Origin of the sequence: Bacteroides sp. AF34-31BH (assembly GCF_003602795.1) — a bacterium.
Classification (GTDB): domain Bacteria; phylum Bacteroidota; class Bacteroidia; order Bacteroidales; family Bacteroidaceae; genus Bacteroides; species Bacteroides uniformis.
Map to the genome: position 1 here is coordinate 131,285 of NZ_QTLV01000004.1, position 25,043 is coordinate 156,327.

Genomic DNA, 25,043 nt, shown 5'->3' on the forward strand with positions numbered 1-25,043 from the left:
CCTATGGACTTCAAGACCAACAAGCCGATATACCAGCAGATTGTAGACTTCTGTTTCAGCAAGATTCTCACCCGCGAATGGCGGGCAGAAGAGCGGGTGGTATCCGTGAGGGAGCTCTCCACACAACTGGCAGTGAACTCGCGCACCGTGCTGAAGGCCTATGAATACCTCCAGACGGAGGACATCATCTACCCGGAACGGGGAATGGGGTTCTACCTCTCCAAAGATGCGGTGAAGAAAGTGATGCGAATACAGAAGAAAGAGTTTTTTGACAACCAGCTTGCCGACATGTTCCGCAGCATGGAGCTACTCGGCATCAGTATAGAAGAAATAACAGAACGATATAACAAACTTAAAAAAGACGGTTCATGAAGAGATACGCAAAGACTGCATTATGGATTACCTTCGGACTCCTCTTCGGACTTACGATTGTCAAAGTTTCGACACTGATGTACGAGATTTATTCCTTCATGCATTCCTGACTTTCATCGGACAGACGAGGAAAGTATAAACAACTGATATACAAACATTAGCATCTTCCCTTAACGGGAGGAGTGACTTTTACGTCCCTATCCAACAGTAACAGACTAATACAAACGATTATGAAAACCAAACTTTTTTTACTATTGCTTGCCCTCTCCGTACTCAGTACGCAGGCACAGAGCCTCTCCATCAAAGGACGCGTCACGGACACTTCGCAAGAGGCAGTTATAGCCGCCAATGTGTCATTATGGACCATAGACTCTACTTTGGTGACCGGAGTAACCTCGGATGCACAAGGCAAGTTCGCCCTCCATAAAATCAAGGCAGGCGACTACCGCCTTTCCATCTCCTTCATCGGCCTCCAAAGTGAAAACATACTGCTGAAACTGAATAAAAGCCTCGACCTGGGCGATGTACAGTTGCAGGAAGATGCCGTGAGCCTCGGTGAAGTGACGGTATCTGCCAGCAATGTGCTGCAGCGGGTAGACCGGCAAATCATCCTGCCTTCCGAAAGCCAGCTGAAACGCTCGTTCGGTGCCTACGACTTGCTGAACAATCTCGGCATTGCCCGTCTGCAAGTGGACAATCTGAGCAACAGCATGAGCGTCAGCGGTGGCGGGGCCGTACAAACCCGTATCAACGGCATTAAAGTGACAGACAAGGAGATAGCGGCCGTCAGAGCCAAAGACGTACTGCGTGTGGAGTTCATCGAAGACCCCGGCAAGCAGTACGGAGACGATGAACTGGGCGCCGTAGTCAACATTATCCTGCGCCGCCGCGAAACGGGCGGTGTCGTGAACTTCCAGCTCTCCGATTCGCCCCACACCCTATGGGGAGAGAATTTCCTGAACGCGAAGTTCAATTACAAGAACTCCGAATGGGGCATCGACTACTTCAACAAGAACGGCAAGTATCACAGCCGCCTCGAATCCCATGAAACCTTCTATCTGGGCGACCGTACCATCGACCGCATCAAGGAAGGCATCGAAGACGAGTCTCCCTCCCTGAGCTTCATCAACAACCTGAATCTGACGTACAATCTGACGAAAGCGGACAAATATGTATTCAATGCCATTTTCCGTAACAACCTCAGCAATGCCCCCTACCAGAATGAGCTGAACAAGATGTGGGCAGTGGGCAGCACGGAGTCCATCTATTCATACGTCAACAACCACACATCCAGCTACTCTCCGGCGCTCGACCTTTACTTCCAGCATACCCTGCCCCATCAGCAGAGCATCCAGATGAATGTGACGGGAACGCTCATCCATACCAAGAACAACCGGAAATACAAGGAGTACAAGGACGAGAACGCACCGCTGGCAGACATCCAGACATTAGTGGACGGCGACAAGCGCTCCGTCATCGGCGAAGCCATTTATGAAAAGAGCTTCAAGGAGGTGAAGCTGAGCGGCGGTGCCCGCCACTATCAGATGCGGACAGAGAATGAGTATAAAGGTTCCAACCCTACCACTTCGAAGATGGACCAGTCGCAGACATCCGCTTTCTTCGAGGTGCAAGGCAAGGTAAAGGACTTCAGCTATGCGGGCAGCGTAGGCATGACGCGCGCCTGGTTCAAGGAGAGTGAGGAAGACCATGCCTACTATACCTTCACGCCCACCGTGCGGTTGAGCTATAATCTGAAGAAGGCGGGATTCCTGCGCTACCGGTTCAACATCAGTCCTGCCATACCGTCGCTCGGCTCGCTGACTGATGTGGAGCAGGCGATGGACACGATACAGATAGTCCGCGGAAACCCGTTGCTGAAAACGTATCAACAGTTCACGAACTCCTTGTCTTACAGCTATTCGAAGAAGCAGTTCAATGCCAATCTGAGCGTACGCCACCAGTATTATGACAATCCCATCATGGAAAGCATCTTCGTGGAGGACGGCAAACTGATACTGAAGGATGAAAACCAGCGGTCGTTCCAAAGCCTGAATACGGAACTGATGGCCGGCATAAATGGCGCTACACTGTTCGGACTGAAAGATTTCCTGACGCTTTATGCTTCGGGAGGATATACGCGCAGTTGGTCGGAAGGCCTGAACTATAGCCATATGTACGATGAATTCTATTACAGCGTGATGGCGCAAGTGCAATATAAAGACTTCTCGCTGCTCGGGCAGTTCCGGAAAGTGCAGAACAATTTCTTCGGCGAAACCATCAAGAAGAACGAAAACCAGACGGCATTCATGGCAATGTACACCCGGCAGAACCTTCAGGCGGGAATCGGTATTATGTTTCCCTTCACCAATAACTATAAAGTGGGAAAAGAAAGAATCAGCAAAGTGGCTCCTTTCCGTTCCGAGACATTCGTCAGGGAGACGGGACAGATGGTCGTGCTGCGCGTGGGTTATACATTCGAGTTCGGACGCAAGCACAAGGCAGGCAACAAGGGGCTGAACAACAGTGATACGGACAGCGGCATCATCAATATGCAGCGATAACCCATTTCCTCTGTGAAGAGGAAGCCCAACGGAGAGTGGCGGAATTATACGTTATTTTGCTTCATGTATGATTAATTACCTGACCGCCACCTCTCCTGCGGGTATCTCTGTTTAGCGGATGATGGTCACCGTACCTTCCTTCACCTTTTTCTCCTTCACCGGAGCATCGGCGGGAGCATATCCCAGGGCTGCGCAGCCATATACCTTATGGCTCTCGGGTACACCCAGCTTTGTCAAGAAAGCGCGGACATCGGGGTCGTCGCAGGTCTGCCCCAACTGGTTAATCCAGCAGGAACCGATGCCGAGGGACTTGGCTGCAAGAAAAATATTCTCCAGAGCGCAAGCGCAATCCATAGCAGCCCACCATTGGGTAGGCTCGTTGGAGACAATGACCAGCGTGGGGGCATGATAGTAGCAGCAATAAGTCTGGCTATGTCCACGTTCCTGTGTATGAGGGTCGTCACTCTTGGCAAAGGCGCCTTTGATTTTATCATTCAACTCTTTCAGTACTTCCTTATTCTGAATGGCAGTGAAGTGCCACGTCTCCAAATGCATACCGTTGGGGGCATAAGTAGCCGCCTCAAGGATAAGATTCAAATCTTCTGCGGAAACCTGCTGTTCCATATAGGCACGGACGCTACGGCGTGCCTTGATAGTTTGTAATGTCTCGTTCATTTGTTTAATTGAGAATTGATAGTTGATAATGCACATCAGTACGTGTTCAGTGGGGCTGTTTCACCGTTTCACCAGCCCAATCTTTACATTCAGCTTGAAGTACCAGACGCCGTTCTCGCGCTCCAAGAAGCCGTATTTATCTTTCTCTACGGCACCTTTCTCCAAACGTGTGTTCTGATAAAGGAAGTCTGCAAAGACCTGCGGACGGGATTTGTGGTAGCAAAGTACCTGCCCGCTGCCGTCCGTCAGGAAGAAGCCTTCGACGGCAGAGTCCGTACCGTTATAAATTTTGGCAGGGCGCATGCCGAGGGCAAGTGCCAGCAGGAACTGCTTCATCTTGAACTCGTAGAAGCGGTGCTTGTTTATCAACTCGTCCTTTATCTTCAACGGATTCATCTCCTTGATGCGCTCCGTCAATTCGCTGATGCGGGTGATGCCGTCCAAGTGCATCAAGCGCACCATCTCGGCAAGCATGCGGGGGAAGTGGAGGTCTATCATCAGCAAGTTGCAACGGAACACGCGGTCGGCAACGTCGGCATACTTCAGCACGCCGCCCAGTCGCTCAATCATCATCATGCGTTCTGCCACTTCCGTAGGAGATTCCGGCAGGGCATTCACCTTGTTCACCGTGGGCACGGCAAACTTGACACCGCTTTGCTCCAGCTTCAGATTCGCCGTGCGCCCTCCGTCCAGCAACGGATTCATCGGGGCGAGACGACAACGGACATTGAAGCCCGTCAGAGGTGCTTCGGGATGCCAGAAGGCAACGGAAAAGTCGGTACGGTCTTCCGTCTTTGCTTCCAGGTCGAAGATATTGACAGCATCCAGAAAGGCTTCCAAGCCTTCAGTCACTTCCACTTCCTCGCCCGAAACGTTCTTCAGCAGATGCAGAACCAACTCTGCCGCATCACCAAAGTCTTCGCGGGGGAAACGCAGTTCCTCCTTCTCGCCCGGAACAAACGAACCGTCCTTCCCGGTAGTTCCGCTGACAACGCGTACTTCCTGCGCTTCGATATAGTAACGGCGCGTACCGTCATGCTCTTCCCTCTGTATCAAGGCAACGGGCCAGCGCAGGGTTTCGTCTTTTTCAGCTTTCGGTGTACCCGGTGACACAGCTCCATCCGCCAGCAGGCGAAAGAAGGTGTAGAGCTCGCCCAGTTCTCTTTTTGTTGCACTAAATGCCATAAACTTTCTTTTGTTTAAGGGGGGGGAGTCAGCCTTTCATAAGAAGTGGTACCGTTTCCGCAAAGAAAACAGTCTGTTCCTCATAGGAAAACAACTTGTTCCGTTAAAGGAAACGAACAACTTCCCTATTAAAAGGGGCTCTTATCCCATTTGTTGTATTATTCAAACCTTAATGTTTCTACTTTCTCCAACCGTGCCCGCAACTTCGGCATCATGGACTGACGGATGCGGAGCGTCATACGGCAGTCCATATCATACGACTGTTCCAGAATTTCCGGCTCCTCCTCCTTCACCACCCGCATCACATCGTTCATGAAGGGGTATTCGAAGAGGAAAGTCACCGCCTCATCTACCGTCTTTTCAATGATGGTGGCAGCGGCAATGGCTTCAGCGGCAGCAGCCTTATAAGCTACAATCAGTCCACTCGTACCCAACTTGATACCGCCAAAGTAGCGCACTACGATGACGAGAATATCCGTCAGTTCGTTGGAATTGATTTGTCCCAGAATCGGCTTGCCTGCCGTACCCGATGGTTCGCCGTTGTCGTTGGCACGGAAGTCCTTCCGCTCATGGCCCAACATGTAGGCATAGCACACGTGGCGGGCGTCGTAGTATTTCTTCTGGTAAGTTTCCAGATGCGCCTTCACCTCCTCTACTGTACGCACCGGCAGGGCAATAGCAATGAACTTGCTGCGCTTTTCAGTGTAAATGCCCTCGGAAGGGGCAACGATGGTTTTATACGTATCTTCGCTCATGCTGCAAAGATAATGCAAACCGAAGAGAGAACTTTCATGCTTGCATGAAAAAGAAATGAAATTTTGTATATACCTTTGTAATTGTACAACTTGTCATCCGAAGCATGACGAAATTATAAAAGACCGCATTTATGAAAAAGATAGTGATTGCCCTTGATTCCTTTAAAGGATGTCTCACCTCGGCAGAAGCCGGAGAAGCTGCCGCCCAAGGGGTACATGCCGCATGTCCCGAATGCCGGACCATCGTGCTCCCTGTGGCCGACGGTGGAGAAGGCATGCTCGACGTCCTGCTTGCAGCCAGTAACGGAAAACGTATCACCGTCCGTGCCCACGACCCGTTGATGCAACCGTGCGATGCCAGTTACGGCATCTCCGGAGACGGCAATACCGCATTCATAGAGATGGCCGCCATCAGCGGACTGCCTCTGGTTCCTGCCGACAAAAGGAATCCGATGAAAACCACCACCTTCGGAACGGGCGAACTGATACGCGATGCCCTGGAACGGGGATGCCTCCGTTTCGTCATCGGACTTGGAGGGAGCGCCACGAACGATGCCGGTCTGGGAATGCTGCAAGCATTGGGATTCCGTTTCTTCGATAAAGAAGGACACGAAGTGGGAAGCATGAAAAAAGGCATCGCCCTATGCGGTGCCCTTCTATCGGCAATCAGCTCCATTGACAGCTCTTCCCCCCATCCCGCACTGAAAAAGGCATGTTTCACGGCGGCGTGTGATGTACGCAATCCTTTCTTCGGTCCCAATGGAGCAGCCCACATATTCGCTCCCCAAAAAGGAGCAGACGCAGATATGGTAAAGGAACTGGATATTGCCATGCAGCATCTTTCGGACGTCATATTCCACACTACCGGCAAAGACGTATCCTTTCATCCCGGTGCCGGTGCGGCAGGCGGCATGGGCGGCAGTCTCCACGCATTTCTGGATGCACAGTTGAAACCCGGCATAGAGCTTCTTTTGGAAACTCTGGACTTTGCAGAAAAGATTAAGGATGCCGACCTCCTCATCACCGGAGAGGGGAAATCGGACCGGCAGACTCTTATGGGGAAAGTACCTTCGGGCATCTTGCAGGAAGCAAGGAGGCAACATATTCCCGTCATCCTGCTGGCAGGAGCGATAGAGGATGCCGGGATACTGAATGCAGCTGGATTCCGGGGCGTATTCTCCATTACCCCCTCTCCCATCTCTTTAGAGCAGGCCATGCAGCCTGAATTTGCTCAAGAAAATATCCGAAGGACAGTGGAGCAAATTTGCCGCATCATGCCTTAGATTCCTGAAAACGGAACTTCTTGTACCGATAGTACCAGATGCCGACCACGTCGGCAATCAGCCAGCCGATGGGGATGGACCACCAGATGCCCGTCACCCCAACCTCGGGCATCGAGGCCAGCCAGTAGGAAAGAACGACACGGGTACCCAGCGACAGCACAGTCAGCACAACAGACATGCCCGGCATACGGATGGCCCGGTAGTATCCGTACAGCAAAAATAAGATGCCGATGCCACAGTAGAAAGCACCTTCGATGCGCAGATATGTCACTCCCACCGCAATAATCTCCGTCTCGTCCGGACGGACAAAGATAAGCATCAGTGGCTCGGCAAACACGAAAACCAGCACGGACACAAGGAGCGAAAAAACAACAGCCGTGACAAATGCACTGCGAACACCCCGGTGGATACGGTCGTAACGTCCGGCCCCGAAGTTCTGTGCAATAAAGGTGGAAAAGGCGTTCCCAAATTCCTGCACGGGCATATAGGCGAAAGAGTCAATCTTCACAGCTGCCGCAAAAGCTGCCATTACCGCTGTTCCAAAGCTGTTGACAAGTCCCTGTATCATCAGGATTCCCAGATTCATCACCGACTGTTGGACGCAAGTCAATGTAGAGAAGGAAGCTATTTCCTTCAAGCAAGTACGGTCAAAACACATGTCTTCATGATGCCATCGCAGTTCCGGACGCCTTCTGTAAGTATAAATGATGATGCCCAGAGCAGCTACTCCTTGAGCGAGGACAGTGGCCGCAGCCGCACCCTGAATCCCCCAATCCAGTTGTAGGATAAAAAACAAGTCGAGCGCTATATTCAGAACGACAGAAACTGCCAGAAACCAAAGCGGAGTGACAGAATCCCCTACTGCACGCAGCAGAGATGCGTAGAAGTTATAGATAAAGGTGAAAACTATACCGCAGAAGATTATCCACAAGTAGCTGCGCATCATGCCGTATATGTCTTGCGGAACCTGCAACAGCCGGAGAATAGGACCGAGCCAGATAAAAACGGCTACATTCAGTATCAGTGTCACGATGCCTATCAGTACAAACGAACTGAATATGCTACGACGCAGTGCTACATGGTTTCCGGCACCATAATGTAAAGAGAATACAGTGCCGCTGCCCATCGCCAGTCCCAGCAAAACGGATATAAGGAAAACCATCAGTGTGTATGCCGAACCGACCGCCGCCAACGCCCCTGCACCAATGCATTGGCCTACAATGAGCGTATCTGCAATGTTGTAGCATTGCTGCAAAAAAGACCCTACCATCATGGGTAGGGTAAAATGTAATAAAGTACCGGTTATGCCTCCTTGAGTGAGGTCTCCTTTCCGTAGCATCCTGCTTTTGTTTTTAAGAGTTTCATTTCCGGGTACAAAGATACAAAACCCTCCAACAAATCATCTGGACTCGACGAAGAAAGAGGCATGTAATAAAAAAAGCAGAGGGTTAACCTCTGCTCTCCATACTGTTTTTGTCAGGATTCAGAATCTTTACGACCTGACGAACATCTCTCTTGTCTGCATTACCGTAAAGGCCAATCTGTTGTCCGGGTACTGTTCCCTTTTCATGTTCTGCCTGAGACAATGCTACTTTCGGGTCAATATGCCCTGCTTTCTTATCTATATTCATACCTATTGAGTTTTTCTAAATTCTTATATGAGAACAAGATAAAAAAGCAAATTGTTCAGCAGTGTCACGAGATATTTAGTAATTCCACTTCAAATATCAGTGTGGAATACGCCGGAATGGGTCCACTGGTACGTGTACCGTATCCCATGGTGTAAGGGATATATACAATCCAACGACTTCCGGGATGCATTCGTAGCAAGGCAATCTGCCAGCCCTCAATCACTTCATTCAGACGAAAAGCCTCCGGACAATTCCGTTTCCACGAATTATCGAACTCACGCCCATTAATAAGCGTGCCTTTATAATGCACAGATACTACACTGTTGAGACGTGGTGTCGGACCGTCTCTGCCTTCCTCCAATACCCGATAAAGTATGCCGCAAGGCAATTCCTTGATTCCTTCTGCCGTACGCAACTGCTCCAGAAACTGTTCGTTCTGCAATTTATATTCTTCTTTTCTACCCATATTGACTTTTTCAATACTTTACAATAATTTGTGCACTGCTTTCTTGCAGTTCCGCATATCCTTTTCCGTCAGCTCAGGATGCTTCTTAGTACCTCCCCTCTCAATGGTTTTCACAATCTTGAAACCACTCCATTTCAGAATCTCCCTGAAAGCTCTCACCACACCGTGCGTCTGATTATAGAGAATATTGAAAGGATAAGGGGTAGTACAAGTGCTTACCACAATCGCTTTCTTGCCCTTATGAAGCGGAAGGGGCATCCCCCAAGAGTTCTCCCCCATCATACCGTAAACCATACGGTCGAAAAGCACTTTCACTTCTCCCGGCATGTTTCCCCAATAGCAAGGGGCACCGATTATCACTGCATCGGCTTCTTTCATAGACTGCAACACTCTCTGTGCCCCATCCTCGGGCAGACAACACTTCAATGAACTGCGACACTTCATGCAACCGATGCAGGGATGTACCTGCAACTGTGGAACGTCTATATAAACTGTTCCAACTCCGCAGCCTTCAAGTTCCTGCTTCATCAGCTCCAACATTTTCGACATGTTGCCATGACGACGAGGACTACCGTTAAGAATCAATACCTTCATTGCATACTCTTAATTTTTCAGCAAAGGTCGGCATTTTCTACATAATAACCTTACTTCTTGTTCAGTTTTAGTTCTGTAATAAAAGCCACTATCAGTCCGATTCCACCAACACCCAGCACACAAGCCCCATAAATAAGGGAAACAGTCTCCCTATACATCCAGTCTCTGTCCGCAGTAAAGTAATTGGGAATCGTCGCATAGCAGATAAGATAACCCAGCAATAACCCAAGTCCCATACCAGCCAACAGACATCCTATTTTCAGGGCAGAGAACGAAAAGCTACTTCCACGTAATTTAGGCGTATCCATCTGAGGGAGTAGTCCCCGCTCGTCCATCTTCTCAATCAGCATGATTCTTTCCTTCTTACAAACAAACAGCTCAAACAATTTGTAAACTCCTAAAGTAATGATTGTCATCACCGCAGGCACCATAATAAAATCCATCATATTCGTTTCAATTTAAATTAGTAATTTCGTTTCTTTGTACCCTTTAGACGCGGCAGTTTACATGAGGTTACACTTTTCCGGAAAAATATTTTTTCTTCCGAAAATCTGTAACCAACCAAACAAACTTGCGTCTAACAGACAAAATGAAAGACGACGAGAGACATATCATCCAGCGCATCTTGAGGGGAGAGACTGCTCTTTACGAGCATTTTCTCAACACATACGGCCAGCAGGTATTCATCCTGGTGGCCCGTATCGTCTCCAACCAGGAAGATGCCGAAGAACTGACCCAAGATGTCTTCCTGAAAGCCTTCCAGCATCTCTCGTCTTTCAAGGGCACCAGTTCTTTTTCGACGTGGATTTATTCGATTGCATATAATACGGCCATCTCGAGTGCACGGAAAAAGAAATTTGATACCTTTGTCATGGATGATACACTGCTTGCCAACATATCCGATACACAAGTAGATGAAGCCTTAAATGATGAAGGGGAAGAGCAAATTGCCAAATTGAACAGAGCCATGGAGCAACTCGATTCCGAGGAACAGGCACTGATAAGCCTGTTCTATTATGAAGAAAAAACATTGAATGAGGTCGCTCTCATCCTGGGACTGACGGAAAGCAACGCAAAAGTGAAGCTACACCGTATACGTAAAAAGATTTATGTGTTGATGAAACAAGAAAAAGTATGAACGAAGAACTAAAAGATAGAGGATTGAAAAAGGCGGTAAGAGAACAGACTACTTTCCGCCTGCCGTCCAATTTTACCTACCGCACCATGCAGAAGGTAGAAGAAGCCATACGTCTGCGCGAGAAGAAATCAGAAAGAAGAATTCTGCTTGCAACTATTGCCGCTGCTATCTTCTTGATAGGTGTCAGTGGGACAGGATTGGTTCTGTACTTCGGAGACAGCATCCGGGAAGCCTTTACGCCCACCACCCTCCCACAGTCAGAAAGTATCCAGATTCCTTGCTTTTATCTCCTACTGATTCTGACCATTCCGCTTTTCATCCTGTTTGACCGGTGGATGAGAAAACTGTATTTCAAACATCACACTCCTAAGCTTCCAGAGTTCTGAACGAAAAACGGGGATGTCTTTTAGTGGAAGACATCCCCGTTTCAGTTTATATCAATTCATTTAGTCCAGTTTATGAATCACCAGTCCCGAACGCAACTTCGGCTCAAACCAAGTTGTCTTGGGAGGCATGATGTTGCCCGTATCGGCGATGTCCATCAGCTGCTTCATGGAAACGGGATAGAGGGCCAATGCCACTTTCATCTCACCACTGTCCACCCGCTTCTTCAACTCTCCCAGACCACGGATACCGCCTACAAAGTCGATACGCTTGTCGGAACGAAGGTCTTTGATGCCGAGCACTTCATCCAGTATCAGATTGGAGGAGATGGTTACATCCAGTACTCCAATGGGGTCGTTATCATTATAAGTACCCGGTTTGGCAGTAAGGCTGTACCACTTTCCGTTCAAATAGAGGGAGAAGTTATGCAGTTCGGACGGCTTATAGATGTCCTCACCTTTCTCCTCCACGATGAAATTCTTGCCCACAGCAGCCAGAAACTCTTCGGGAGTCATGCCGTTCAAGTCCTTCACCACCCGGTTATAGTCAATAATAGTCAACTGGTTGGCAGGGAAGCACACAGCCATGAAGTAGTTATACTCTTCGTCACCACGGTGATTGGGATTTTGCTTGGCTTTCTCCGCACCCACCAAAGCGGCAGCGGCGCTGCGATGATGCCCATCGGCAATGTAGAGGGCGGGCATCTTGGCAAACTCCTGGGTTATGGCATCAATGTCCTCCTGCTTGTCTATAATCCAGAAGGTATGACCGAAACCGTCACCCGGAGCGATAAAGTCGTATACCGGTTTCCCGGCTGTATAACGGGAAATGATGGCATCCAGCGCAGTATTATCGGGATAGGCAAAGAACACGGGCTCAATGTTGGCATTGTTCACGCGGACATGCTTCATACGGTCCTCCTCTTTATCACGACGAGTCAACTCGTGCTTCTTGATAACACCGTTCATATAATCGGGAACATAGGCACCGACAACAAGACCGTACTGTGTCTTGCCGTTCATGGTCTGGGCATAGACGTAATAGTTTTCTTTATCATCCTGCACCAGCCAGCCTTTCTCTTGGAACATACGAAAGTTCTCTGCAGCTTTCCGATAAACACGTTCGTCATGCTCATCCGTACCGACGGGAAAATCTATTTCCGGCTTGATGATATGATATAGGGACTTCTCATTACCTTCCGCTTCTGCACGTGCTTCTGCAGAATTCAATACGTCGTAAGGACGGGACGCTACTTGTTCCACCAAATCCTGAGGGGGGCGAATCCCTTTAAAGGGTTTAATTATAGCCATAAGAGAGTGTTTTATATGGATTATTGAGGTTTCTTTTTCACAAAATATCTTATCAGATAAATAGCACTACTTAATATCAGTACAACAGATACGCCCTCGCAAAAGCCGAGGGCGAAATCTGACAATTCATTTCTGAATATACTACTTAATGAAAATATACCAGCACCTATTGCTAAATAAAGAACTGAACATTTATAGGTAGTCTTACTATTCATCTCATTTCCTGTTTACGCGGAACTTCTCGCAACCGTCTTTCAGGAAGCCTACAATCTGCTTAGCAGCGGCAATACCTGCGTTGATATTGGCTTCGGCAGTCTGGGCCCCCATCTTTTTCGGTGTAGAAAAATAACGTCCGGCAAACTTGGCTGCAAATGTTTCATTGGCAGCAGGCATAATGTCGGTCATGTATTTCAAGTCGGTGCGCTCTTCCATCAGCTGGATAAGCTCGGCTTCATTGATGACTTCCTTACGGGCTGTGTTCACCAGCAGTGCGCCTTTCGGCATCTTGTTCACCAATGCATAATTGATGGAATTCTTCGTTTCGGCAGTTGCAGGAATATGCAGGGAAACGACATCGCAAGTAGAGTAAAGCTCTTCGGCAGAACCCACAGCCTTCACTCCATCCTTCTCGATTACTTCTTTCGGGCAGAAAGCGTCGAACGCATAAATCTCCATACCGAAGCCTTGGGCAATACGGGCTACGTTGCGACCCACGTTACCATAAGCGTGGATACCCAGTTTCTTGCCCATCAGTTCCGTACCGGAAGTACCGTTATACATATTACGGACAGCCATCACCATCAAGCCGAAAGCCAACTCGGCCACAGCATTGGAGTTCTGTCCCGGAGTATTCATTACACATACATTGTGGGCAGTAGCTGCTTCCAGGTCCACATTGTCATAACCGGCACCGGCACGCACCACAATCTTCAGTTCCTTGGCGGCATCCAGCACTTCAGCATCAATGATGTCACTGCGGATAATGATAGCGTTGGCATCTTTCACAGCCTCCAGCAGCTTGGCTTTTTCGCCATATTTCTCCAGCAGCACGAGTTCGTAACCTGCTGCTTCTATTTCTCTACGGATACCGTCTACTGCCACTTTGGCAAACGGTTTGTCTGTTGCAACTAATACTTTCATAATTTCATGATATTAAAAAGACTCACCACAGATGACACAGATTATCACAGAGTTTAATCATAAAAACAATCTGTGCAAATCTACGTAATCTGTGGTGAAAAACAATATTATTAATGAAGTTTCTCAAATTCCTGCATGCAGTCAATCAAAGCCTGCACGCTTTCCTTCGGCATGGCATTGTAGCAGGATGCACGGAATCCACCTACAGAACGGTGTCCCTTGATACCTACCATACCTCTTTCGGTAGCGAACTTCAAGAAGTCAGCTTCCAATTCCTTGTATTCGGGAGCCATCACAAAGCAGATGTTCATGCGTGAACGGTCTTCTTTGGCAGCCGTACCCACAAACATTTTGTTACGGTCAATTTCAGCATACAGCATATCGGCCTTTTCGATGGCACGGCGTTCCATTTCCTTCACGCCACCCTCTGCCTTAATCCAGCGCAATGTCTGCAGGGCTGCATAGATGGGGACAACGGGAGGAGTATTGAACATAGAGCCGCTATCCACATGCGTCTGATAGTTCAGCATGGTCGGAATATAGCGGGATACCTTACCCAGAGCGTCATTCTTCACGATGACGAATGTAACACCGGAAGGAGCCAGATTCTTCTGCGCACCACCATAGATACAGATATATTTGGACACGTCGATAGGACGGGAGAAAATATCAGAAGACATATCGGCCACCATCGGAACGTTTACGTCCAAATCCTCTTTCAGTTCCGTACCGTAGATTGTATTGTTGGTAGTGATGTGGAAATAGTCTGCATCAGCAGGCACTGTATAGTCCTTCGGAATATAAGTATAAGTAGATTCAGCGGAAGAAGCGACTTCAACTACTTCACCGAATGCCTTAGCTTCTTTCATGGCTTTCTTGGCCCATACACCCGTATTCAGGTAAGCAGCTTTCTTTTCAAGGAAGTTGAAGGGTACCATGCAGAATTCCAAACTGGCACCACCGCCCAAGAACAGTACCGAATATCCTTCGGGGATATTGAGCAATTCTTTGAATAATGCCACAGCTTCGTCCACAACGGGTTGGAAGTCTTTGGCACGGTGGCTGATTTCCATCAGTGAGAGGCCTGAGCCATTGAAATCAAGAATAGCTTGTGCCGTATTCTCAATCACCTCACGAGGAAGGATAGAAGGTCCTGCATTGAAATTATGCTTTTTCATTTGAAGTTTGTTTTGGTTATACAATTTCGTTCATTAATGTCTTTCGACTTTGCGAAATTACGGAAATATTTCTTCAAAACAAACCTTTCCTGATGAAATTCTATTTTTAAGCCGCATTTAGCTTACTTTTTAATGGTTTATACAAGATATATGCACCATTTTGTTATCTTTACTTATCAAGGATAATACTTTTAGAGAAACTAAAAGCAAGGCGGTTTCATTACTTCATATTCAAAAGAATAAGCGCAAATAAAATGAATATTTATAAGATAAATCACTTTGCTTCCTCAATAACAGTTTTCATTCCCTTGATTTTTTCACCGCGTACCAGCGTCAGCAATTGTTTCATTTTACTGCGGCGCACGGCTACAAAGGCATAGTGTTCCTTTACGTCCACCTGCCCGACATCTTCACGCGCCATCCCTCCTTTTTTATACAAGAAGCCGACAATATCTATCTTGTTCAACTTATCCTTTTTCCCTTTACCTATATATAAGGTAGCCCATCGGGGCTTGGCCGGTTTGGGAAGCGTCTCCGGAAACTCGTACGTTTCGATGTCTTCAGAAATGTACTCGGGTACCCGCTCCTCGGCATGCAGGACAAGATATGCATTTCCCGATGCCTCCCAACGGGCGGTACGTCCATTACGGTGTGTATAGGCTTCCTCGTTTACGGGAGGATGGTAATGCACCACATTCTCAATACCCGGAATATCCAGTCCGCGGGCGGCAAGGTCTGTAGATATCAGCACGGCGCAACTGCCATTACGGAACTTGTAAAGCGCACGTTCGCGGTCGGGTTGCTCCATACCGCCATGAAACATGTCGCAAGGGAACTTCCTGGCTTGCAGGTACCCGGCAACACGCTCCACGCTTTCACGATAATTGCAGAATACCAGAGTGGAATGATAGCCGAGAGTACAAAGCAGGTTATAGAGGGTCTCCAGCTTGTCCTTCTCCGGAGAAACGACCTTATGCAGCCGCAGACGCGGAGCAAGGGCTTCCGGAGCAAGAAAATCAAGCTTCATGAGCCGGGAGCCGGAAGACGGGGAATCACCTCCTACTCCGGCAAATTGCGGTATTTCCTCTGCATCGGTGGCCGAGAGAAGCACACGCTTTTTCAGTGAGGGAAGCTGCCCGATAACCTCTGCCATCTCGTCATGGAAACCGAACTCAAGACACTTGTCGAATTCATCTATCACCAGAGTGACGACAGTGGCGGCATTGAAATTCTCTTTCCTCAAATGGTCGCTCATACGTCCCGGAGTACCGATAATGACGGCGGGATGAATGCCTTTCATTGTCCGGTGTTCTTCCATAGCAGGGCGTCCGCCATAGCAGCCCATAGCCTTGAAAGGAGTTCCCATAGACTTGAACACAGTTTCTATCTGCAAAGCCAATTCGCGTGAAGGTACTAGTACAAGAGCCTGCACACCTTGTATATCCGCTTTCAAGGTCTGTACCAGCGGAAGGAGAAAAGCCAGTGTCTTACCCGAACCGGTGGGCGAAAGAAGTACTAAATCTTTAGCTGATTGATAGGCTTCCTTAGCAGCCTCCTGCATCGGAGTAAGTTCTTGTATCTTCAAATTATGAAGTATATCCGAAAGTTCCATGAATATCTCTTTTTTAATCAATATGCAAAGATACGGATAAGAAGTCAGTTTCCATCAAAACAAAAACAGCTTTTAAGAAAGCTACCTAAAATCATGACATGCCCGTCAATCGAATAGGAGAAAATTAAAGTCGTTTTCTCCCACTTTAATTTTGGGGAAGTAAAGATATTGAGGTTGTCAAGGACGTGCTCAATCAACCTGTTTCCTCAGGTAGATTGAGCACGTCCTTGACAAAATCACCGTTTTCTTTTGACAAATACATTTTTATGCCAAAGATATAATATAAAATTGTAATTGATATGTAACGGTAATCTGAAAGTTATTGTTTAAATTTGCAACGTTTTTTAATAGTTTAATCATATTAATTAAAATCTCATGGCAAAAAGAATGCGATTCATTCTTTCCGCAATTATGGTGATAGTCGCAATGACAGCTAAGGCTCAGGTGACTACCTCCTCATTAAGTGGAAAGGTAACAGACCCAGACAAGGAAGCCATTATCGGTGCAACAGTTCAGGCTATACACGAGCCTTCCGGGACACGATATGGCGCAATTACAAACATTGATGGTCGTTATACCATTCAAGGTATGCGGGCAGGCGGGCCTTACAGTGTGGAAGTCTCTTACATCGGCTACCAAACAATGATGTACAAGGATGTGACTCTTCAATTAGGTGAAGTCTACAATTTGAATGTACAGATGAAAGAATCATCAGAGCTTCTTGAGGAAGTAGTTGTTACAGCTCAAAAGACTAAATTTGCTTCCGAAAAGACCGGAGCAACAACCAACATTTCCAATACACAGATTGCCAGCATGCCTTCTGTAAGCCGTAGCATTACCGACTATTCTCGTTTGTCTGCTTACGGTGGTAATGGGATGTCGTTTGCCGGATCTGACGGTCGTACAGCCAACTTCACAATCGACGGTGCCAACTTCAACAACAACTTCGGTTTGAGTTCCAACCTGCCTGGTGGCGGTAATCCGGTCTCTATAGAGGCGATTGACGAAATTCAGATTGTCATATCTCCGTTTGATGTACGCCAGACCAACTTCATCGGTGGCGGTATCAATGCCATTACCAAATCAGGTACCAATACTTACAAAGGTACAGCTTATATTTATCACCAGAATGAAAACATGCGCGGTGATGCCATTGATCGTGAAACAATCTTAGGTGCTCGCGAGAAAGACCAGTCAACTACATATGGTTTTACCATTGGCGGTCCGATAATCAAGAACAAGCTCTTCTTCTTTGCAAACGGCGAGCTGCAGAATACTCCTGCAATTGCCAATCGCTGGCGTGCTTCCGAAGACGGTGTGGCCAATGCAGACGCATACATCTCACGTGCAACCGTTGCCGATCTTCAGAATGTGTCCGATATAGCGAAAGAAAGATATGGCTATGACACCGGTTCATTCAGCAGCTTCCCGTCTGACAATAAGAACACTAAATTATTGGCACGTATAGACTGGAACATCAACAACAACCATCGCTTGGCTTTGCGTTATAACTATACCAAGAATACCGTATGGAATGCCCCTAACGCTTCCTCTATGGACGGTGGTACTCGTATGTCGGGTAGTCGTACTTCACAGTATGCCATGTCGTATGCCAACTCCATGTATTCCTTGGATAACTTGGTACATTCATTGTCTTTCGACCTTAACAGCCGCTTCTCTGCTACCTTGTCCAACCAGTTTTTGGCAACATTCTCCAAGTTGGATGACGTACGTGGTACTAATTCCAGTATTTTCCCATTTGTCGATATTTTGAAAGACAATCAAAACTACATCTCTTTTGGTGAAGAACTTTTCACTTACAATAACGCAGTTCACAACACAGTGTGGAATATAAAAGATGACGTAACTTACTATACCGGCAATCATAAAATCATGGTTGGCTTGAACTATGAGCATCAAATGGCCGACAACCAGTATCTCCGTAACGGTACAGGATATTATCGCTATACCAGCCTGGATGACTTTGTTCAAGGAGCTGCTCCGGAAATTGTATGTTTGACTTATGGCTATAACGGTGAAAACGAACCTGCATCACGTGTTCAGTACAATAAATTGGGCTTCTACTTGCAAGACGAATGGAACGTACGTTCCGATTTCAAGGTTACAGCCGGTCTGCGCTTCGACGGACTCTTCTTTGATAATGGTGACTTGATGACCAACAATGCTATTCTTGACCTTGACTACAACGGTCGTCATATCGATACCGGCAAATGGCCCGGAAACTCATTGACAGTATCTCCTCGTATAGGTTTCAGTTGGGATATACTTGGCAACAATACTTTGAAGCTGCGTGGTGGTAGCGGTTTGTTCTCCGGACGTCTGCCTTTGGTATTCTTTACCAATATGCCTACCAATGGCGGTATGATTCAATATCAGGCGCAAGTCAATGCCAAGAATGCAAAAGACAAAGGTTTCACTATGGATGAATTCAAAGGTGGAATCCTTTCTACAGAAGCTCTGAAACAAAAGCTTTATGATTTGGGTTATCCTCAGACAATCAAACCGGAAGACGGTACAGTTCCTTCAAGCATTTGCGGCGTCGATCCCGACTTTAAAATGCCACAGGTCTGGAAGTCTTCAATTGCCGTGGATTATACAGTACCCGTATCATTCCCATTGAACGTGACGGTAGAAGGAATCTATAACAAGACACTTAATGCCGCCATGTTGAAAGACTGGAGCCAGAAAGATATAAACGGCTTTACACGCTTCAATGGTGCTGATAACCGTCCTGTATTCCCGTCTGACGCTACTTATACGGACGAGGCGGGCAAGAGTCTGCCCAGTGCTTACATGCTTGAGAATACAAGCCGCGGTTACGGATGGTCGACCAGCGTTACCGTGAACGCAGCGCCTGCCAAATGGATCAATTTGATGGCTGCTTATACGCATACAGTATCTAAGGAGGTGACTTCACTTCCGGGTTCCAATGCTTCTTCAGTACTCAACTACCTTTCTACATACGAAGGTGTCAACAACTTCCGTTTGCACAATGGCCTAAACGTTACTCCCGACCGTTTCATTGCAAGTGCCACTATCAACGACAAGAGCGGCAACCACTTTAGTTTGATTTACGAGACTTGGCGTGGCGGTTACAATTACTCTTACATGCTTGCCAACGACATGAACGGTGACGGTTACAACTACGATGCCATTTATATCCCTACAGACAAGCAGGTTGCCGATGGTTCATTCCGTTTCGTCAGCGAGGATGACAAGACACGCTTCATGGATTATGTACACAACGACTCATACCTTAAGAATAATCAGGGTAAATATGCTGAGCCCAACAGTCTTTATTCTCCTTGGGTACACCGTGTAGATTTCTCTTATAAGCACGATTTCAACTTGAATGTATGTGGTGCCAAGCACAAATTGCAGCTGAGCTTTGATATGAAGAACGTGCTTAATTTCTTCAATTCAAGCTGGGGAGTAAGTAAGCATTTGAATCCTGCTATCGGTAACGAAGCCCGTATCTTGAAGTATGAAGGTGTAGACGCTGAAGGTTTTGCTACATTCTCAACTCCGGAGTCTATAAATGGCAACACCAAGACTTGGACTCTCAACCATGCTATTGGTCAGTGCTGGTATGCTTCTATCGGTATTAAGTATTGCTTTAACTGATTATCAATTTAAATATAATCGAAGAATATGAAAAAATATCTATTTATAGTACTTGCTGCTGTGATTTCCCTTTTCTCAAGCTGTGCTGAAGATGATGCAGCAATAGGCTTGTCAGGATTGAAGGTTTCACAGTCGTACGTTGCGCTGCCGGTTGAAGGAGGTAGCACTGACATTACAATTGAATCGAAGTCCGAATGGATTATCACAGGTAACGACAAGGCCGATTGGCTTACCATCTCTACAACTCAAGGTCCTCAAGGCGAAAGCAAAATCACATTCTCTGCTGATGAAGCTGTGGATGGCCGTTCAGTGGAACTGAAGCTGAGCAGCGCCAATGAAACTCAGAACTTGACTATCATGCAAGGCTTGCCAGTCATTTCGGAAGCTACTTGTGCCGAGGTAATAGCCGGTCCCGACAAGAAGACTTATAAAGTGACCGGTGTTGTTTCAAATATTTCCAACACCGTTTACGGCAACTGGGACATTGTGGATGCCACCGGTAAGGTTTACGTCTATGGAACTTTGGACGCCAAAGGCAATACGAAGAATTTTGCCAGCCTGGGTCTGGAAGAAGGCGATGAGGTAACAATACAAGGTCCCAAAACCACCTACGGTACTACAGTTGAGCTTGTTGATGTTACTGTGCTCAAGATTAACAAATCGCTCATCAAGGTCGACTCTGTCTACAATGATGTACTTCCGGTTGAGGGTGGTATCTTTGAGGCATACATCATAACCAAAGGCAACGGCGTTTCTGTAGAAATTCCTGAGGATGCCAAAGAATGGTTGTCTATTGTCTCTATCGACCAGAAAGGAACAGATGCTTGCGTGAAGTTCCAGGCTGCCCGAAACGAAGGTGGTGACCGTTCAACCAGCATTACATTCCGCACTACTGACGGTAAAAAAGATTACACAAGCAAGACTGAACTCTCACAGCAGGGCGCCATCGTTGAAGCTACTGTTGCTGAATTCATTGCCGCCGAGGTTGGTGCTACACAATACCGCATTAGTGGTGTAGTGACCAAGATTGCTAATACCCAATATGGCAATATCTACATCAAGGATTTCTCGGGTGATGTATATATCTATGGCATCAAAGATTTTGCTGATTCTAATATCAAGGAAGGTGATATTGTAACTCTCGTTGGTCCACGTGCCGAATACAAAGGTACTCCGCAGATGACCAATGCCGTTGCAGAGGACGTGAAGAGTGTAAAAACAGTTACTGTTGCTGATTTCCTTGCAGCAGAGGAAAGCCCTTCACAATATTACCAGTTGACCGGTACTGTATCAAATATCGCAAGTACCCTTTATGGTAATTTTGATATTACAGATGAAAGCGGCAAGGTATATGTTTATGGTCTTCTTACAGGTTGGAAAGGCGCAAGCAAACAGTTCGAATCACTGGGTATTGTTGAAGGTGATAAGATTACTATATGCGGTGTTCGTACCAGCTACAAAGATTCCGATCAAGTGGGAAGCGCATTCTTCATTTCTAAAGTGACTGAATAAAGAATTTTTTATAATAAAGTAAAATCCGCACTGCCATCACAGTATATGTAGATGACATTGCGGATTTCTTTTTCAATTTTATATATGATATGAATAAAAGATATTACAATTTGATTTTAGCGATTTGCCTGTTGCTGCCATTGTTCTGTGGATGTAGCTCAGATGATTCTTCAGAAATGAATGAACATCCCACTATCAATGACATTCAATTCACTGAACAAGGTTCCAAGCGTGAAGTACTATATGCTATTGATGGTAGCAAAGGCTTGACATTGGATGAATCAATCCGTTCGCAAATCAGTATTGCAGCCAATAAGACTATTTCCGGTGACGGATTCACCTTTTCAGAAGAATTTGATACTGATAATCTATCGTCACTTCCCGATTACTCCACCGTAAAGCAATGGAGTGACAAGGCTGTGGCCAAAGCAAAAACTTCTTATTGGGTACGCTATCAGCTTCCTTCACAAGTTGCCATGTTCAAACTTCGCATCGCATACGTTGATGGGATAAATGTAGGAGTGGAGCATAATGCAGCCCAAAAAATTGTGATAGAAAACAAAAATGCGAATGTATCCGCCCAAGGACAAAATTACGTGACAGAATACGAAATGCCACATCTGATGGAGGGCAATACCTACGTGGAGCATGAAGTTACGGCCGGTGGCAACAAGGTGCTTAACTATGCAATGGAATGGAACGACCACATGAAACATTCTCGCTGGGTGGCCTATAGCTACGATGCCATTACGGGGGTGAAAAATGTAACCAGAAGTGATGACGCCTGGGCAGTAGACCCATTGCTGCCGGAGAGTATGAGGGTTGACAATAGCTGGCATACCAATGACGGATTCGACCGAGGACACCTCTGTGCTTCCGATGACCGTTCTTTTTCTACAGAAGCCAATAAGCAGACTTTCTACTTCAGCAACATGAGTCCACAACTCAACTCATTCAATGGCGGTTACTGGGTTACCTTCGAGCAGTTACTCAATTCATGGGTGCGCAAGGACAATGCCTTTGGAAGTGTGTACGATAAAATCTATGTGGCAAAAGGTGGAACGCTCGACAAGCTATTGATAGATTATAAGGGAACCAAGGCAGGAGGAGATGGAGTGATGCCCGCTACTGACTCAAAGGGTTTCACATCAAAAGGATTGCCTGTTCCACAATATTACTTCATTGCCGTATTGGCTCATCGTGCCAATCAGCCCGTTGACATAGCTACATCCTATCAGACCATAGGTTTTTGGGTGGAACATCGTGATGACTACGGCTATACTTTTGAACATCCGCTGAATAGGGATGACACCAAAGCAAATGCCATCAGCATTGATGAACTTGAAAGCAAGACTGGCATAGACTTCTTCTGCAATCTTCCCGATTATATTGAGGATGAAGTGGAGAGTAGCTATAATCTCACCGATTGGGCCTGGTAGTATCATGTGCTACGAATGAATATTCGTGAATCTGAACATGAATAATGGTATATTACACACTCCCTGAGTGACGAGTAGATAATAAGAAGAGAGAGGGAGGTTTGCCTTATGGCTGACCTCCCTCTCTCCTATTTGTTCTTTGAAATACTCAAATCAGTCATTCATCAACTTTCTATAACGTACACGGGTGGGTTCTTCTTTCCCAAGGCGCTTCTGTTTATTTTCCTCATATTCTGAATAAGAACCTTCAAAGAAGAACACATTGGAATCTCCTTCGAAAGCGAGGATGTGCGTACAGATACGGTCGAGGAACCAACGGTCGTGGCTGATAACCACGGCACATCCGGCAAAGTCCTCCAAACCTTCTTCGAGGGCGCGAAGCGTGTTCACGTCGATGTCGTTGGTAGGCTCGTCCAGCAGAAGCACATTACCCTCTTCCTTCAGGCAGAGCGCCAGGTGCAGGCGGTTGCGTTCACCACCGGAAAGCACTCCGCAGAGCTTTTCCTGGTCGGCACCGGAGAAGTTGAAACGGGACAGATAGGCGCGCGCATTGATGTCGCGTCCACCCATGCGAATCAGGTCGTTTCCACCGGAAATGACTTGATATACACTCTTGTTAGGGTCGATGTCCTTATGCTGCTGGTCCACGTAGGCCACCTTTACGGTTTCCCCTACCTCGAACTCGCCCTTGTCTGCCTTTTCCAGTCCCATGATAAGGCGGAAAAGCGTGGTCTTACCGGCACCGTTGGGGCCGATGATACCCACGATGCCGTTGGGTGGAAGCATGAAGTTGAGGTCGTCGAACAGCAGTTTGTCGCCGAACGCCTTTGCCACCTGCTTGGCTTCAATCACCTTGTTGCCCAGACGGGGGCCGTTCGGGATAAAGATTTCCAGCTTCTCTTCCTTCTCTTTCACGTCCTCGTTCAGTAATTTGTCGTAGGAGTTCAGACGGGCTTTCCCCTTTGCCTGACGAGCTTTGGGAGCCATACGTACCCATTCCAGCTCGCGTTCCAGTGTCTTGCGGCGCTTGCTGGCTGTCTTTTCTTCCTGCTCCATGCGCTTAGTTTTCTGTTCCAGCCAACTGGAGTAGTTCCCCTTCCAGGGGATGCCCTCGCCACGGTCCAGTTCAAGAATCCAGCCTGCCACATGGTCAAGGAAATAACGGTCGTGCGTCACGGCAATCACCGTACCCTCGTACTGCTGCAAGTGTTGTTCCAGCCAGTCGATAGATTCGGCATCAAGGTGGTTAGTGGGCTCGTCGAGGAGAAGCACATCGGGCTTCTGCAACAATAGGCGGCAAAGGGCCACACGGCGGCGCTCACCACCGGAAAGATGTTCTACGGACTGGTCTTCGGGCGGACAACGGAGGGCATCCATGGCACGCTCCAGCTTGCTGTCGAGGTTCCAGGCATCGGTCGCGTCGATGATGTCCTGCAATTCGGCCTGACGGGAGAAGAGCTTGTCCATCTTGTCCTGGTCCTCATAATATTCGGGCAAGCCGAACTTCTGGTTGATTTCCTCGTATTCTGCCAGCGCGTCCACAATGGGCTGCACGCCTTCCATTACAATTTCCTTCACGGTCTTGGTGGGGTCGAGGTACGGTTCCTGAGCCAGATATCCCACAGAATATCCCGGCGAGAACACCACTTCGCCCTGATAGGACTTATCCAATCCGGCGATAATCTTCAGCAGGGTCGATTTACCCGAACCGTTCAGACCGATGATACCGATTTTTGCCCCGTAGAAGAACGAGAGGTAAATGTTCTTCAGTACCTGCTTGTTGTTCTGCTGAATGGTTTTATTCAGCCCAACCATAGAAAAGATAATCTTTTTATCGTCTACTGTTGCCATGTATTTAATGATTAATGTTCAGTGATAATGATTAATATCAAGGATTAATGGGGACAAAGATAAGAAAAAAGATGATATTATTTTGCAATTTTCAAAAAAGTATCTATCTTTGCATCCGCTTAACAGCAATGAAGGATTGAATCGCTAGCTCAGCAGGTAGAGCACAACACTTTTAATGTTGGGGTCTTGGGTTCGAGCCCCAAGCGGTTCACATAGAAACAAAGTCAGAAGGCGACAAAAAGAAAAAAGTCCTACAATATCAATGTATTGTGGGACTTTTTTTATGTTTCCATCTTACCTGAAAGTCCCAAA

General features: G+C 47.2%; 21 protein-coding genes and 1 tRNA gene. 9 read left to right on the plus strand and 13 right to left on the minus strand.

Annotated features, from left to right (window positions below; translation table 11 throughout):
• The first annotated feature begins 3 nt into the window (after positions 1 to 3).
• Together DWZ67_RS08570 and DWZ67_RS08575 are read left to right on the plus strand one after the other, a co-directional pair.
• On the plus strand, positions 4 to 372 hold the full coding sequence (locus tag DWZ67_RS08570) for a GntR family transcriptional regulator (RefSeq protein WP_009036896.1): 369 nt from the start codon (positions 4 to 6) through the stop codon (positions 370 to 372).
• A 230-nt stretch (positions 373 to 602) separates the two neighbouring features.
• Positions 603 to 2,933, plus strand: a complete 2,331-nt coding sequence (locus tag DWZ67_RS08575; RefSeq protein ID WP_120138597.1) for a TonB-dependent receptor — start codon at positions 603 to 605, stop codon at positions 2,931 to 2,933.
• 111 nt (positions 2,934 to 3,044) lie between these two features.
• On the opposite strand, the gene DWZ67_RS08580 is transcribed toward DWZ67_RS08575, so the two are convergent.
• From DWZ67_RS08580 to DWZ67_RS08590, 3 genes are all read right to left on the minus strand, one after another.
• Positions 3,045 to 3,608, minus strand: coding sequence for a nitroreductase family protein (locus tag DWZ67_RS08580; RefSeq protein WP_016273517.1), 564 nt, complete (start codon positions 3,606 to 3,608; stop codon positions 3,045 to 3,047).
• 60 nt (positions 3,609 to 3,668) lie between these two features.
• Positions 3,669 to 4,793 (minus strand): HpaII family restriction endonuclease, encoded by a 1,125-nt coding sequence (locus tag DWZ67_RS08585; protein WP_120138599.1) that lies wholly within the window; start codon positions 4,791 to 4,793, stop codon positions 3,669 to 3,671.
• 158 nt (positions 4,794 to 4,951) lie between these two features.
• On the minus strand, positions 4,952 to 5,548 hold the full coding sequence (locus tag DWZ67_RS08590) for an IMPACT family protein (RefSeq protein WP_005828136.1): 597 nt from the start codon (positions 5,546 to 5,548) through the stop codon (positions 4,952 to 4,954).
• Between the two features lie 131 nt (positions 5,549 to 5,679).
• On the opposite strand from DWZ67_RS08590, the gene DWZ67_RS08595 reads away from it, so the two are divergent.
• Positions 5,680 to 6,831 carry a glycerate kinase gene (locus tag DWZ67_RS08595; RefSeq protein ID WP_120138601.1) on the plus strand — a complete coding sequence of 384 codons (1,152 nt, stop codon included), beginning with the start codon at positions 5,680 to 5,682 and terminating at the stop codon, positions 6,829 to 6,831.
• On the opposite strand, the gene DWZ67_RS08600 is transcribed toward DWZ67_RS08595, so the two are convergent.
• The 5 genes from DWZ67_RS08600 to DWZ67_RS08620 form a co-directional block, all read right to left on the minus strand.
• Positions 6,821 to 8,170 carry an MATE family efflux transporter gene (locus DWZ67_RS08600; RefSeq protein WP_120138603.1) on the minus strand — a complete coding sequence of 450 codons (1,350 nt, stop codon included), beginning with the start codon at positions 8,168 to 8,170 and terminating at the stop codon, positions 6,821 to 6,823. The two genes, DWZ67_RS08595 and DWZ67_RS08600, sit on opposite strands and share 11 nt — an antisense overlap.
• 109 nt (positions 8,171 to 8,279) lie before the next feature.
• Complete coding sequence (locus DWZ67_RS08605) at positions 8,280 to 8,462, minus strand: hypothetical protein (RefSeq protein ID WP_005828120.1); 183 nt, start codon at positions 8,460 to 8,462, stop codon at positions 8,280 to 8,282.
• Positions 8,463 to 8,526: 64 nt separating this feature from the next.
• Positions 8,527 to 8,928 carry an FKBP-type peptidyl-prolyl cis-trans isomerase gene (locus tag DWZ67_RS08610; RefSeq protein WP_016273512.1) on the minus strand — a complete coding sequence of 134 codons (402 nt, stop codon included), beginning with the start codon at positions 8,926 to 8,928 and terminating at the stop codon, positions 8,527 to 8,529.
• A gap of 18 nt (positions 8,929 to 8,946) precedes the next feature.
• A complete protein-coding gene (locus DWZ67_RS08615; RefSeq protein ID WP_005836314.1) occupies positions 8,947 to 9,522 on the minus strand; it encodes a flavodoxin family protein in 576 nt (191 codons plus the stop codon).
• Between the two features lie 50 nt (positions 9,523 to 9,572).
• Positions 9,573 to 9,968, minus strand: coding sequence for a DUF6249 domain-containing protein (locus DWZ67_RS08620; protein WP_016273511.1), 396 nt, complete (start codon positions 9,966 to 9,968; stop codon positions 9,573 to 9,575).
• A gap of 143 nt (positions 9,969 to 10,111) precedes the next feature.
• Between DWZ67_RS08620 and DWZ67_RS08625 the strand changes: the two genes are divergently transcribed.
• Both DWZ67_RS08625 and DWZ67_RS08630 read left to right on the plus strand, forming a co-directional pair.
• A complete protein-coding gene (locus tag DWZ67_RS08625) occupies positions 10,112 to 10,660 on the plus strand; it encodes an RNA polymerase sigma factor (protein ID WP_035448201.1) in 549 nt (182 codons plus the stop codon).
• A complete protein-coding gene (locus DWZ67_RS08630) occupies positions 10,657 to 11,046 on the plus strand; it encodes a hypothetical protein (RefSeq protein WP_016273509.1) in 390 nt (129 codons plus the stop codon). Before DWZ67_RS08625 ends, DWZ67_RS08630 begins: the two co-directional genes overlap by 4 nt.
• Positions 11,047 to 11,106: 60 nt before the next feature.
• On the opposite strand, the gene DWZ67_RS08635 is transcribed toward DWZ67_RS08630, so the two are convergent.
• The 4 genes from DWZ67_RS08635 to DWZ67_RS08655 all read right to left on the minus strand — a co-directional run bounded on the left by DWZ67_RS08635 (position 11,107) and on the right by DWZ67_RS08655 (position 16,284).
• The gene (locus DWZ67_RS08635) at positions 11,107 to 12,354 is read right to left on the minus strand and encodes a DUF1015 domain-containing protein (RefSeq protein ID WP_087332578.1); all 1,248 of its coding nucleotides are present in this window, start codon (positions 12,352 to 12,354) and stop codon (positions 11,107 to 11,109) included.
• A gap of 216 nt (positions 12,355 to 12,570) precedes the next feature.
• The gene (locus DWZ67_RS08645; RefSeq protein WP_120138605.1) at positions 12,571 to 13,494 is read right to left on the minus strand and encodes an NAD(P)-dependent oxidoreductase; all 924 of its coding nucleotides are present in this window, start codon (positions 13,492 to 13,494) and stop codon (positions 12,571 to 12,573) included.
• Between the two features lie 110 nt (positions 13,495 to 13,604).
• On the minus strand, positions 13,605 to 14,672 hold the full coding sequence (gene serC, locus DWZ67_RS08650; protein ID WP_005828105.1) for a 3-phosphoserine/phosphohydroxythreonine transaminase: 1,068 nt from the start codon (positions 14,670 to 14,672) through the stop codon (positions 13,605 to 13,607).
• Between the two features lie 274 nt (positions 14,673 to 14,946).
• On the minus strand, positions 14,947 to 16,284 hold the full coding sequence (locus DWZ67_RS08655) for a DEAD/DEAH box helicase (RefSeq protein WP_120138607.1): 1,338 nt from the start codon (positions 16,282 to 16,284) through the stop codon (positions 14,947 to 14,949).
• Between the two features lie 375 nt (positions 16,285 to 16,659).
• Here DWZ67_RS08655 and DWZ67_RS08660 point away from each other — a divergent pair, with 375 nt between their 5' ends.
• From DWZ67_RS08660 to DWZ67_RS08670, 3 genes are all read left to right on the plus strand, one after another.
• Positions 16,660 to 19,929, plus strand: a complete 3,270-nt coding sequence (locus tag DWZ67_RS08660; RefSeq protein WP_120138609.1) for a TonB-dependent receptor domain-containing protein — start codon at positions 16,660 to 16,662, stop codon at positions 19,927 to 19,929.
• A gap of 27 nt (positions 19,930 to 19,956) precedes the next feature.
• Positions 19,957 to 21,441: a BACON domain-containing protein gene (locus DWZ67_RS08665; RefSeq protein ID WP_016273504.1), complete on the plus strand. Its 1,485-nt coding sequence runs from the start codon at positions 19,957 to 19,959 to the stop codon at positions 21,439 to 21,441.
• A gap of 89 nt (positions 21,442 to 21,530) precedes the next feature.
• The gene (locus DWZ67_RS08670; RefSeq protein ID WP_035457911.1) at positions 21,531 to 22,880 is read left to right on the plus strand and encodes a DNA/RNA non-specific endonuclease; all 1,350 of its coding nucleotides are present in this window, start codon (positions 21,531 to 21,533) and stop codon (positions 22,878 to 22,880) included.
• A 153-nt stretch (positions 22,881 to 23,033) separates the two neighbouring features.
• On the opposite strand, the gene ettA is transcribed toward DWZ67_RS08670, so the two are convergent.
• A complete protein-coding gene (ettA, locus tag DWZ67_RS08675; RefSeq protein ID WP_016273502.1) occupies positions 23,034 to 24,731 on the minus strand; it encodes an energy-dependent translational throttle protein EttA in 1,698 nt (565 codons plus the stop codon).
• 138 nt (positions 24,732 to 24,869) lie between these two features.
• Between ettA and DWZ67_RS08680 the strand changes: the two genes are divergently transcribed.
• Positions 24,870 to 24,942: transfer RNA gene (locus DWZ67_RS08680), tRNA-Lys, on the plus strand.
• Positions 24,943 to 25,043 lie beyond the last annotated feature (101 nt).